This window comes from Rhizobium sp. 62_C5_N11_2, from assembly GCF_051811185.1.
Lineage (GTDB): Bacteria > Pseudomonadota > Alphaproteobacteria > Rhizobiales > Rhizobiaceae > Rhizobium > Rhizobium leguminosarum.
Genome location: NZ_JBPWPW010000005.1, coordinates 33447 through 45896, shown reverse-complemented (window position 1 = coordinate 45896; position 12450 = coordinate 33447). Strand labels below are relative to the sequence as shown.

The window sequence follows — 12450 nt, the reverse complement described above, 5'->3', positions numbered from 1 at the left end:
CGAACAGACTCAGGTTGCTGTCTTAGTGTGAGCAGAACCGGAGACCTCGATATTCGGCATCCGTGCGCCTTGAGCGGAATCGAACCCGCAACCTGCGAAAGTTCCAAAATCTCATCTCTCTGAAATCCATGGGCAATCCCAATGTTTGCCTACGGGCTTCCATTCTTGGTAAACACGCCGGCGAACAGCTTGTCGCCACGGCAATCGAGTGCATTCGCACTGAGCATCCGCTGTCTCGGCATGACCTCGCTCTCTAAGTCTGCGTAATGATCATGCAAAAATATCAGCGTCTTTCGCCTCGCGAACCCCTGCAAATATCTATCACCACACGCTTACACAGTTTATTTTGACGTGTAGTCTGCGGCCATGCTCCGATTACGGGCATAGCGCGATCGTACCGAGATCGCAAATGGAGGGATATTCATTGGGATACTGGAAGGATTTACCGGCATCTGCCGATCATCTGCGGCTGTTCAACCCAGCCAAGGGCTGGGTCGAGTTCGCCGATCAAGTTGACGGCGATGGCAAAACTACCAGTTTCGGCGCCAACCGCGATATCGATCTTGCGTTGAGCATCGCCATGAACGCCTCGAACCTGATGGTGCTGACCGGGGCCGGCGCATCATTCTGCGCACGAAATACCGCACAGAACGCTCTCACCGCGCCCGGCATGGGCGACCTTTGGGATGCGGTCAAAACCGCAGCCACCGACGACACATTCCAGGAAGTGATCAAGCTCATCCCCAAAGCCAAGGACATTGGAAAGAACATTGAGAAATTGCTGACCCAATGCAAAATTTATGTCGAGCTCTTCGACAACGCCCAGAGCGCCAAAATCACGAACTTCATTGGAACCGCCGAGAAGGCGATCTCCAAGCGCGTCAGCTTCGTCAACAAGGATACGGACCTCAAGGCGCACGGCACGATCATCCGTAAGATCGCGCGGCGCGGCGTGCGTAAGCCGCGCGCCAAATTTTTCACGACCAACTACGATTTGTGTTTTGAATACGCCGCGCGGACACAGCGCTTCTCCATCATCGATGGCTTTTCCCATTCCATGCCGCAAATCTATGATCGCGGCCATTTCTCGCACGACATCGTCCGCCGCGAGAATGCCAAGGAGGGGCCTGACTATATCGAGAACGTGTTCCATCTCTACAAACTCCACGGCTCGATCGACTGGAAGCGAAGCGGTGCCGATATCGTGCGGACTGAAGGCTCGGAAACGCCTCTCCTGATCTTTCCGCGCGACAGCAAATACCAGGAAGCGTTTGAGCCTCCTTATCTTGATATGATGGGCGCGTTTCAAAGCTCGCTGCGCGAGCCGGATACCGCCCTGATCGTCTCAGGCTTCGGCTTCAACGACGACCACCTGAGCAAGCCAGTGATGGCGGCACTGGAGGCCAATATGAGCCTCAAGCTGATCGTGTGTGACGTGGCTTTTCTCAGAGACGATGTCTTGGAGAAAGGCGATCATACCATCGCCGGGGAAAGCGCGGTGCGCGAGCATATCAGCGACTATTTCGAAAGGTTCAAGCACTTGGCGCGGATTGGCGATCAGCGTATCACACTGCTCAGCGGCCGCTTTGAGGATTTGGCGCTAGCCATCCCTGATCTTGTTGCGCAAACCGAACGCGAACGCCATCTTGACCGTATGCAGGCCGCGAGAGGCTTCGGCGATGGGGTACAGTCGTGATCAAACACAGCCTGGTTGATCCCGATCGCTATGTCGGCACGATTTCCGTCGTGACGGCGTCAACGGTGCAAGTGAACTTGCCTTACGCCACCGCCCGGCCGGAGCGCCGTGCCCTTGCGCGCGGCGCCGTCGGCGACTTCGTATTCGTGGATTGCGAGCTCGTGAAACTTCTCGGTCGACTGGTCGAAGTCAAACTGCCCGACGCCGAGCGATTGACCGTCGAGCCGACGCTGGGCACGCAACCCGACCCTCACCCGGTCGGCAGGGTGCAACTGCTGGCGTCAGTCGATCAACGCCAGAGCAAACTCATCCGTGGCATCCGCCACCATCCCCGCGTCGGCGACGCGGTTTACCTGGCCGATCCGTCGATGTTCGGCGAGCTCATGGCAAATTCACTGGTGGCGAGCGGTACGAGCGCGCTCGACATCGGCACGCTCGATGCGGGCAGCGGTGTACATTTGCGCCTGCCGCCTGAGAAGCTCTTCGGCCGCCACTGCGGCGTGTTTGGCGCCACGGGCGGCGGCAAGAGCTGGACCCTGGCCACCATACTCCAGCAGGTCAAAGCCGCTGGCGGTAAATGCATTCTCTTTGATCCCACCGGCGAATTTGCAGAAATCCCCGCCATATCGGAGCACTACGCCTTCGACCACGAAGAAGCCGGCAGCCAGCAGGTTCATTTCCCCTACCAGTTCATGACCGAGGACGATCTGTTTGCTTTGTTTCGCCCATCGGGCCAAAGTCAAGGCCCCAAACTCCGCGAAGCGATCAAGAGCCTCAAGCTTGTTAAGAAAAGTGAGGGACAGCTTGAAGGCGTGACGATCTATGAGAAAAAGCTGCTCCTTAAGAAGCAAAAGGACCGCCGCCCCTTCCTGAAAGCTTTGGAAGTGCATAGCGATGTGATTCACAGTCCGCTTTGCCACTTCGACATTGAAAACCTTCCCGACCAGGTTCAGCAGGAGTGCGTCCAGCCGACGGATTGGGACAATCCGACCCACTGGGGCAAGGTCAATGAGCAGGCCGTAGGCTACTGCGAAAGCCTGATCGCGCGCATGCGCACGTTGATCCATACCCCTGAGCTTGAATGCCTGTTCGGTAATCGTGGACAGTCCTTAGTAAAGGTTCTGGAAGCATTCTTTGCGTCCGAAAGGCAGGACATCCTGCGAATATCCTTCAAAAACGTCAGGTTCGAGCACAACACGCGCGAAATCCTTCTGAATGTCATCGGGCGCTTTCTCCTGGCCCGCGCCCGGCAGAACACCTTTCGAGACAAACCGATGATCACACTACTGGATGAAGCACACCAATTCCTAGGCCGAACCATCGGCGACGAATACGCCAGCGTGAAACTTGAAGCGTTTGGGCTTATCGCCAAAGAAGGTCGCAAATACGGACTGACGACCATCCTTGCCACACAACGCCCTCGCGATATTCCGGCCGATGTTCTCAGCCAACTTGGCACGTTGATTGTGCATCGTCTGACCAATGAAGACGATCGCAATGCAGTCGAGAAAGCCTGCGGCGATCTTGATCGCAACGCCGCTCTGTTCATCCCGACTCTCGCGCCTGGAGAAGCCATAATCGTCGGGCCAGACCTTCCCGCGCCGGTGCCTGTTTTGATTCACGAGCCCCCGTCGCCGCCCGATTCCAAAGGGCCAAAATACACGTCGTACTGGGCCAGTCGTCAGCCCAGGGCGGACTAAGAGCGATGGGGTGAAAGCATGCTTACAAATCTCAATCACCCAAAGAAGATGCGGAAGACCGCGCCTGCTGTCCAGGAAGCGAACCATCTCAACATGCCCAATCGGTCTGGGCGACGTGCCGCAGAGCGAACATTTACCAATGAGATCAAAAAGCAAAGTGATGCTACCTAAGGCCGACAATCTTCCATTGCACGCAACCGCCCTTCATGTAGATTACCTATACTGAATACTGGGGGAAGTCTTGCCGTCAACAACAACTATTTGGAATCCCGACGACTGGGAGATATTTGCGCTTGGCCTCCTGAATTGTCGGCATGGCGTCTTAAACGTTCACAAGGTACCCGCCAAAGATCAGGGCGACCTTGGTATCGACTATTACTGCAACAAGGACAGCGTCGCATATCAGTGTTACGCGGTAGAAGAGCCGATCGGAGTCGCTGAACGCGCGAAGAAGCAAAAAGATAAGATCACCAGGGATCTGGGTAAGCTTCAAAAAAACAACGTTATCGTATCGAAACTCTTCCTCGGCGCGCCGATAAAGAGATGGGTCCTGCTCAGCCCATTACACGACAGCAAGGACGTCAACATACACTGCGCGAACAAGACGACGGAGCTCCGATCGAAAGCACTGCCTTACCTCGACACTGACTTTGAGGTCCTTATTCATGATCAAGCATTTTTCGGCGCTGACGCCCTAACGCTGAATGCGGCGCAACTGTCGCTCATCAAACTTAGCATTCCAAATCCGACAAATCCGCAGATTAGCTCTTGGGAGAAGGAGAAGGGGTCACAGGATTTGCTGTCAACGGCTCGCACGAAGCTGGCGAAGCGTACAACTCCTCAAAAGCTTGAAGATGCGGTTGCGGATGCTACTCGTTATCATCTGCAGGGCGCGGCGCTTATGAGTGCACTTCGTTCTCAGGCACCAGAGTTACATGACAATCTTGCCACGGTGATTGCGAGCCGGAGGCGCCATTTAGAGTTTGCCGGCCCCACTGCAGTTACGGCCAGTGGCATCCTGAACGATGAGATTATGAACCTGAAGGAAGCAATCAAGGGTGCGGCGCCAAACCTATCACCTGAGAACGTCGATCAACTCGTGTTCGGAACCGTCTCTGAATGGATAATGCAGTGCCCATTGGATTTCCCAGATGTCCCGTGAAAGCCCTTTCTTAGACATCCTTAATACATCCAAGTTCACGTTCACCGTCCGCCCAGAGCCTGTCGCAGGCGACCTGCGGATGGCTTGGGGAATGGCGATACTGCTCCTAAGTGTATTTTACAGTCGAGGGAAAAAGGCGAGTTTTCAGAAGCTCCAATTTCTTGCTCATAATGTGCGACTCGAGGAGGGTCGAGAGGAGGCACTAGGATTGATCGCGGGACGGTATCGTCCACTCGACGTATCCGTAAGGGTCGAGCCTTGGCTAAACCGCGCGGTAGCGCTCAGCCATTCGATGGGTCTCGTTAGCGTTAACAAAGGATCGGTGGTTGTTTTGACGGACGAAGGTCGCAAAGCAGCTGAGGCAATTGCCAAAGCTAGCGGCGTACTTGACGCCGAGAGAGCCTTCCTTTCCGAGGTGGCGCCGAAGCTAACTGATGGCTTTATGAAAACGGTCTGGCGTCCGGAGAATCTTCTATGACTTTTAAACTGAGACGCCTAAGGCTTCGCGCGCTCACAGAGCGGGGCTGGTACGGAGTTGAACTCGGTTTCACCGACGGGCTAAATGTTCTTTGGGCCGACAACACCATGGGTAAATCAACCTGCCTTCAAGGGATGATTTACGTTCTTGGTTTGGAACGAATGCTGAGCCCTCGTCGAGAGATCCCTCTTCCACACGCGATGACAAGCCATCTTGTGACAGATAGTGGCGAGAGCGTGCGGGTCGTTGAATCTGACGTGATGCTCGAACTGGAAAATTCAGTCGGCACAATAGCGACAGTCCATCGCCCTGTCGTCTCAAAACTCGATGACCGCCTGATAACAGTAAAATTCGGCCCTGGTCTGTCTGAACCTGAAGGCCAGTATCGGACTCAGCAGTTCTTCGTGCGAGACCCGGGGGCTGCTCAACGTGAGGACGGTTTCCATCATTTCCTCGAGAATTTTCTTGGCTGGGAGCTTCCCGTCGTTCGAGGCTACGAGAAAGAAGATATCAAGCTCTATCTCGAAACCGTGTTCCCGCTGTTCTGGGTGGAGCAAAAGTCCGGGTGGTCCTCCATCCCCGCAGCCATTCCGACATATTTTCGCATTCGAGAGGTCCACAAACGAGCAGTCGAGTTCATCGCGGGGCTCGAAGCCTACGAGATTGAGCGCAAACGTGAACAGCTAAATCAACGCATCAACGTTCTTACCAGCAGATGGGAAACAAATTGGCATGACCTCAGCCAGCTGCTGAACAGATCTGCCTCACGCATTGAGGCACTTGGTACGAAGCCGATCGTTGATTTGAATGCGATCTCGAAAGCGTTCGTGTCAGTGGCAACACAAGTTGGCTGGACGCCACTTGATGACCATCTTAGATCGCTGAAGTCCGAACTCGACACTATTTCCCAAGCCGAAGTGCCGGTCGTGTCCGACAATGTCCCCGCCATAGAAGCCAAACTCGCCGAGGTGATCGCCCACGCGGAGAGCCTCAATGTCCAGCGCCTTTCGTTAAACGGCGTGAAGCAGGTAAAATTAGCAGACGTTGACGCCCTGACACGGCGGATCCAGACTTTGCGAGAAGATCTTCAAAAAAACCAGGATGTTCAAAAGCTACAGCGCTTTTCAGGCGTTCAATGGTCACTTAGTCCTGACCGGTGCCCCACCTGCGAACAAGGCTTGCAGGACACTTTACTTTCGCAAAATGCGTAGCATCGATCATGCCAATCGAAGATAATATCTCATACATCAAATCTGAAATCAGAATGTTTGAAGACATACTTCGGCGCGAAGAAGAGGAAAATCGAGAGCGTGAAGGATTACTCTCACAACTAAATCGAGATCTCAGCGAAGCGTACACGGTAATAAGAACACTAAGAGCTGATTTAGTAGCGCCGGCGACGAGCGTTTCGGCTTCAGCGATTGAAGAGCGAATTCTGATTGAACGGAAGATTCGAGATTTTTCCGAACTGCAGTCTTTCTTTGACGATGCGGTGAGCAGTTTCAGCACCCTGTCTGAGCAGTATACGACGCTTCTTCAACAGAGAAGCGCGCTTCCTGACGACGAGCTGTCCGACAGCGATAAGGCAAAGCTCAACCGTCTGTCTGAATTGCTACGTGCACAGGCGCGGCAGTTTGGATTTAAAACCTTTCAACCCGACGATCTTGCTATCTCCCAGGATACGTATCGTCCCGAGGTTGAGGGTTTTGAGATCGGTTTTGAAACATCCGCAAGCGACGCAATAAGATTGAAATGGGCGTATCAGCTTGGGCTGCTCGAACTCGCCGCTTCTTACAGCACGAACCATCCAGGTGTTTTGGTCTTCGACGAACCGCGCCAACAATCATCTTCGAAGGTCAGCTTCGAGCAGCTTTTGCGACGAGCAGCGACATCGAAGGCTCGTGGACAACAAGTGATTTTCTCCACGAGTGAGGATTTGTCGATCCTAGCACCGATAATAGGCGAGATTGACTGCACCAAGATCATTCTTAAAGGGCACGTCCTACAACCAATTTCGACAGGTGATTGACGCGAACCTGCCATGACGCCGGCAGGAGCCGAAGATGAACAACTTCTCTGTCGAGCGAGGTCGACGAGCGGCAGACGAGATTGACCTAAGATGACAGCTCTCAGCTTTTACGCGGCTCTCCTTGACCAGATGGATCTGGCCCTCGAACATCTCGACAAGGGCGGCGTTCATGATGCCCGGTTTGCGTTGATGCTGACCGACAATGCGGTAGAGCTGGCAATCCATAGGCTCGCTACAGAAAAGCATGCTCACCTCAAGAGCTGGCACCATTTAGAGGAGGCGTACCCCCATAAGCTGGAGTTGGCCGAGGCTGTCGGACAGTCTTTCGACGCGAAGCTAAAGTTTGCACGTATCGCGAAGATGGTCACAGAGGAACAGGCGCGGACAGTTGCAATAATGCATGAGTTCCGAAACGAGCTGTACCATGTCGGCCTCCAGCACGAAGCCATCCTGCCAGCCATTGCTAATTTCTACTTCTCGGTAGCCTGCGACATTCTGAAGGCGTTTCCCGGGCGTGGTCTTTACTACGGCAATAAGATGGTAATCCCGGAACGCGCGAAGAAGTATTTCAACAGCAGCAGACTCAATCCGGCCGAACTAGGTGACTTCGAGAAGGCGTGCGCAACGCTGAAGGATCGGTGCCATTTTGATAGAGGCAAGACGATCGGTGCGCTCGCGGACTATATGGATTATATCATCACTGAGAACAATGTTTACCTCGATGTCATCTCAACTGGCGTGTTTCCCAAGGGGAAGGGGATCACGCGAGATCAGGCGACAATCAATTGCCAGACATGGCGGCTGGCCTTCTCGCCTGTGGGTCACAAGTTCGCAAGCGAGAATGGCTTTTCCGGCAGATCTATCCATGACCTTGTTGATTGGCTCGCCGCCAACTACCGCCTGACGATCAAGAAGGATCCCGTTCCAGGATGGAAGCGGCGGGTTCAGCGCTTGCGCTCTAAGGCCAACACACATCTGGCCGTCGCCACCTATGTCGACTTCCTGAGAGACACCTTGCAATTCCGCGAGGATCTCGCGGAGAGTTGCGCAGCCGCCGAGGCTGAAATTGACCGTCAAATTGACGAAATTCGTGCGCGCCGTCGAAAGGATTGATCCTCCTATGCTGAGATTCACAGACCCACAGGAGCCAACGATCGCTGATCGATGTATCCGACCACTTTGTTTCGCCGCCCTTGGGGACGAATACTATGGTCTGGATGGGTTCGAGCTCACGCTGCAGGATGGCGCGGTTGCTCGCCGTTTGCTGTTTGGACTTCAGGGTAGTGCCGTTCTCTTCCAGTACCGAGGGCGACATTTCGCCGTCTTCACGCGCCACCAAATAGCAACGATCGCGGGTGAAACAGCAGCGGCTTTTAAGGACCGCTTGGACTATCTGGTAGTGCTGATGGACGATGGCACCGACAGCACCAATATTCCGTTCAACACATACCTATTCTCGCCTGGTTCCACAGAGGATGAAAGTGACTATGTGATCGGTGTGGTCGAGTATGAGATGCTACCATCATACTCACGACATCAGTTCTTCCCCGTCGAACGTCGCCACATCGGTCGCGCTGGTGATTTAGCTTTAGCCTCAGGCTTGCCAAGCCATCTCCAGCGAATGGTGATGGAGAATGGCGGGATGCGGATCCATCCGATCTGCAAGTCGGGACACCTAGAGTCCCGCAGTAACTGCGGCGTGTTGCGATATCCTGAGGACTTAGAGCCTTTGGATGGCATGAGTGGTGGAGCGGTCTTCGTTACTCGATTAGCGGGTGATGGTCATTCCTTCGAGATCTTCTTGGATGGCATTATCCAGCGGGGCGGAGGAGGTTACGTTCGCTATCTCGGTCTCGAAATCATTTTGGACCGGGTAGATGATTACATCTCTCGCCTTCGAAATGTGGCCGCGGCAGACGATGCCTGAGACCTTCGACACGTCCGAGAGTGAAGCGACCGGACGTGGTCCGCGTATTGAGATTCTGGGAGAATACGAAGAGCAATGACGCTGGAAAAACTATCGTCCCCGCAATCCGGAACGCTGGGCGAGCTGCTGACCGTACCAAAGCTGAACACACTCGGACTGGCCGCCTATATGAGCCCCGAAGGCGCACCTGGGCACGATGTCATTGTTGTCGTCGGTGGGCAGCCGAAATCGATCGAGGTGAAGACGCGGCAGTTCCTGCGCCGGCCGACTGAGATCACCCGCTGGCCTGTAGAAATGCACAAGAAAGGCGACGCGGACTTCTTCATCTTCATCGAACTCGATCTGAGGACGATGGCACCAACGTTCTACGTCCTGACGAACGAGCAGGCTCGCGCAGTCCACAGGAACTATGAGGGCGGAGGAAATTGCTATCCTCCAGAAGTTCGAAAGCAGGTAAGCCCACGGTGAGGGCCGTCTTGCGAGGTTTATGCGAACATCGGAAGTCCTAGTGCAAACACTAGGAGTAGTCCTATGACCAAGCATCCGATTGAAGTGATCACGTCTGTCGAGCGCCGTCGGCGCTGGTCTCGCGAGGACAAAGAGCGGCTGGTTGCAGCCTGCCTTGAGCCTGGTGCGGTTCTTTCCGAGATTGCCCGTGCGGCCGGCATCCACGTGAGCCAACTCTTTCGGTGGCGCAAGGAACTCTGCCGGATCGAGGAGCCGTCGACGCAGGTGTCGAGCACCTTGGTGCCCGTGATCGTTTCGGAGGCCGCGCCGGCAGCCCAGCCCGCTGCCTCAGAAGCGCCGGCCTCATCGCATCCCCGCCGGAAGCGCAGCGATGTGACGATTGATCTGGGCCGCGGTCGTCGTGTCCGTGTGGACAGCGACATCGACACGGAGGCACTTGGCCGCATTCTCGATTGTGTGCTGGGTCGGCGATGATCCCGGTTCCTGCTGGTGTGAAGGTCTGGCTGGCGACCGGCCATACGGACATGCGCAAGGGCTTTCCCGGTCTGTCTCTGATGGTGCAAGAGACACTGAAGCGCGATCCGATGTGTAACCGGTGTTCCGATCCCACATTGTCCTCGCCGCCCTGATCTGTGATCGCCTTTCCATGGACGAGCAACGGGAGTTTCTCCATGGAGAGTACATTGGAGTTTCTCACAACCAGGAAGTCTGGACGTGAGGTTCATCGGCATTGGCCTGATGAGGTCAAAGCGCAGATCGTGTCTGAGAGCCTTCGGCCCGGTGCGAAGGTGAATGAGGTCGCTGAACGCTTTGGATTGCGGGCGAACCGCCTTTCGACTTGGCGGACGATGGCGCGGCAGGGCAAGCTTGTTCTGCCTGCACCCGAGAATGCTGTGGAGTTCGCAGCGGTAGTCGTCAATCCACCCGTTTTGGAGCCGCTGATCAAGACTAGCCGCCCCGAGATCATCGTCGGTTCGGTCACGATCCGCCTGGAAGAGGGCGCGTCTGCCGCCCGCATCGCTGCTGTCGCGCGTGCCTGCGCTGTTCCGGCATGATCTTTCCATCGAACCGGGTTCGGATCATGGTGGCGACCAAACCGGTCGACTTCCGCAAGGGCCACGATGGCCTGGCAGCGCTGGTCAAAAACGAGCTGCACAAGGACCCTTTTACAGGGACGGTCTTCGTATTCCGCTCGCGCAAGGCGGATCGCCTGAAGCTGATCTACTGGGATGGCAGCGGTCTGGTGATGGCCTACAAGCGGCTGGAGGAGCACACGTTCACCTGGCCGGGCATCAAAGATGGCCTGATGACGTTGGGCCATGCTCAGTTCGAGGCGCTGTTTGCAGGCCTCGACTGGCGTCGTGTCCGTTCCATGGAGGCAAGAGCGCCGGATGCCATCGAATAGATGCGGCACGATGACTCGGGCGGTAAATTCCAACGGCGAAGCGACGCTAGCTTTGATAGACTTCGGCCATGTTGGACGCCGCCAATCTTCCCGACGATATTGCTGCCTTGAAGGCGATGCTGATCGCGGCGCAAGCGCGTGAAGTTCGCAAGGATGAACGGATCGAGCGGCTAGAGAAGCTGGTCGCCGCCTTCAAGCAAGCCGCCTTCGGCCGCAAATCCGAGAAAGCTGACCCAGAGCAATTCGATCTTGCGCTGGAAGACCTGGAAACGGCCATTGCAACCATCCACGCCGAAGACGAAGCCGATAGCCCTTCTGGGAAGCCGCACCCCAAACCCCGCGCCATCAATCGCGGTTCTCTGCCCGCCCACCTTCCTCGCGTCGAGGAGATCATCAAGCCGGAAAACCTGATCTGCGCTTGCGGCGGAGGCTTGCATTGCATCGGCGAGGACGTCTCCGAGCGGCTGGATGTCATTCCGGCGCAGTTCCGTGTCGTCGTCACCCGTCGCCCCAAATATGCCTGCCGTTCTTGCACCGACGGCGTTACTCAGGCTCCGGCTCCCGCCCGATTGATTCAGGCCGGATTGCCGACAGAAGCGACCATCGCTCATGTGCTGGTGTCCAAATACGCCGATCATCTGCCGCTCTACCGGCAGGCCCAGATAATGAGCCGCCAGGGCCTTGATCTCGACCGATCCACACTCGCCGATTGGGTCGGTCGGGCTGCTTTCGAACTGCGCCCGGTCTTTGACGCATTGATTGCCGATCTGAAGCGGTCGACGAAGCTGTTCATGGACGAGACCCATGCGCCGGTCCTCGATCCCGGCTCACGCAGAACCAAGACCGGATACTTCTGGGCCCTGGCCCGTGATGACCGACCTTGGGGCGGAGGTGCGCCTCCTGGTGTAGCCTTCACCTATGCTCCAGGTCGCGGCGGGTTACATGCCGAGCGGATATTACAGGGGTTCACGGGCGTCCTTCAGGTGGACGGCTATGCCGGATATAATCGGTTGATCGCACCGGACCGTGTCGGTCCCGACATCCGGCTAGCCTATTGTTGGGCGCATGCCCGGCGTAAACTGGTCGAGATCACCCGCAACGGCTCGGCACCGATTGCCGCGGAAGGCGTGAAGCGGATCGGCGAACTCTATCGCATGGAAGACGAGCTGCGGGGTCGTTCCCCAGAGGCTCGCCTGGCCGGGCGACAGGAGCGATCAGCGCCATTGATCGCCGACATGCGGATGTGGCTGACGCAGCATCGCGCCCGCGTCGCTGGCAAGTCGCCGCTTGGCGAAGCTCTGGCCTATATCGCCAAATACTGGGACGGCCTCTGTGTCTTCCTGACTAATGGCCGCATCGAGATCGACAACAACACCGTCGAGAGAACCATCCGGCCGATAGCCCTCAACCGGAAGAATGCTCTCTTCGCCGGACATGACGCCGGGGCGGAGAACTGGGCGACCATCGCCTCGCTCATCGAGACTGCCTTATGCCGCGCGCGGCATAAGGCGGTTTATGCCGACCGGCGAACTATGCCGATTAATCAACTTTTTGCCAACGTTTCCAGCACCATAGCGGCCGCCTA

The 12450-nt window shown here is 56.1% G+C and carries 13 protein-coding genes and 1 pseudogene; all 14 read left to right on the top strand.

What is annotated here, in order from left to right; genetic code table 11:
- The first annotated feature begins 409 nt into the window (after positions 1 to 409).
- Positions 410 to 1696, top strand: coding sequence for an SIR2 family protein (locus tag AB8B31_RS33900; protein WP_239619774.1), 1287 nt, complete (start codon positions 410 to 412; stop codon positions 1694 to 1696).
- Positions 1693 to 3396, top strand: a complete 1704-nt coding sequence (locus AB8B31_RS33895) for an ATP-binding protein (protein ID WP_096772214.1) — start codon at positions 1693 to 1695, stop codon at positions 3394 to 3396. Before AB8B31_RS33900 ends, AB8B31_RS33895 begins: the two co-directional genes overlap by 4 nt.
- 241 nt (positions 3397 to 3637) lie before the next feature.
- The gene (locus tag AB8B31_RS33890; RefSeq protein WP_239619773.1) at positions 3638 to 4558 is read left to right on the top strand and encodes a hypothetical protein; all 921 of its coding nucleotides are present in this window, start codon (positions 3638 to 3640) and stop codon (positions 4556 to 4558) included.
- The gene (locus tag AB8B31_RS33885; protein ID WP_096772215.1) at positions 4548 to 5036 is read left to right on the top strand and encodes a hypothetical protein; all 489 of its coding nucleotides are present in this window, start codon (positions 4548 to 4550) and stop codon (positions 5034 to 5036) included. Before AB8B31_RS33890 ends, AB8B31_RS33885 begins: the two co-directional genes overlap by 11 nt.
- Entirely contained in the window at positions 5033 to 6247 is a 1215-nt protein-coding gene (locus tag AB8B31_RS33880) for a hypothetical protein (protein ID WP_239619772.1), read from the top strand. The genes AB8B31_RS33885 and AB8B31_RS33880 overlap by 4 nt, the downstream gene beginning before the upstream one ends.
- A 53-nt stretch (positions 6248 to 6300) precedes the next feature.
- Complete coding sequence (locus AB8B31_RS33875) at positions 6301 to 7065, top strand: hypothetical protein (RefSeq protein WP_239619771.1); 765 nt, start codon at positions 6301 to 6303, stop codon at positions 7063 to 7065.
- A 90-nt stretch (positions 7066 to 7155) separates the two neighbouring features.
- Positions 7156 to 8178 carry a hypothetical protein gene (locus AB8B31_RS33870; protein ID WP_239619770.1) on the top strand — a complete coding sequence of 341 codons (1023 nt, stop codon included), beginning with the start codon at positions 7156 to 7158 and terminating at the stop codon, positions 8176 to 8178.
- Positions 8132 to 8992, top strand: coding sequence for a hypothetical protein (locus AB8B31_RS33865; RefSeq protein WP_141399591.1), 861 nt, complete (start codon positions 8132 to 8134; stop codon positions 8990 to 8992). The genes AB8B31_RS33870 and AB8B31_RS33865 overlap by 47 nt, the downstream gene beginning before the upstream one ends.
- A gap of 75 nt (positions 8993 to 9067) precedes the next feature.
- Positions 9068 to 9460: a hypothetical protein gene (locus AB8B31_RS33860; RefSeq protein WP_096772344.1), complete on the top strand. Its 393-nt coding sequence runs from the start codon at positions 9068 to 9070 to the stop codon at positions 9458 to 9460.
- A gap of 63 nt (positions 9461 to 9523) precedes the next feature.
- Entirely contained in the window at positions 9524 to 9934 is a 411-nt protein-coding gene (tnpA, locus tag AB8B31_RS33855; RefSeq protein WP_096772345.1) for an IS66-like element accessory protein TnpA, read from the top strand.
- A complete protein-coding gene (gene tnpB, locus AB8B31_RS33850; protein ID WP_096772346.1) occupies positions 9931 to 10089 on the top strand; it encodes an IS66 family insertion sequence element accessory protein TnpB in 159 nt (52 codons plus the stop codon). The genes tnpA and tnpB (AB8B31_RS33850) overlap by 4 nt, the downstream gene beginning before the upstream one ends.
- 42 nt (positions 10090 to 10131) lie before the next feature.
- Positions 10132 to 10515, top strand: coding sequence for a transposase (locus AB8B31_RS33845; protein ID WP_141399592.1), 384 nt, complete (start codon positions 10132 to 10134; stop codon positions 10513 to 10515).
- A complete protein-coding gene (gene tnpB, locus AB8B31_RS33840; protein ID WP_141399593.1) occupies positions 10512 to 10865 on the top strand; it encodes an IS66 family insertion sequence element accessory protein TnpB in 354 nt (117 codons plus the stop codon). Before AB8B31_RS33845 ends, tnpB (AB8B31_RS33840) begins: the two co-directional genes overlap by 4 nt.
- Before the next feature lie 68 nt (positions 10866 to 10933).
- A pseudogene (tnpC, locus tag AB8B31_RS33835) lies at positions 10934 to 12349 on the top strand (IS66 family transposase); the annotation flags it as partial.
- Between the last annotated feature and the right edge of the window lie 101 nt (positions 12350 to 12450).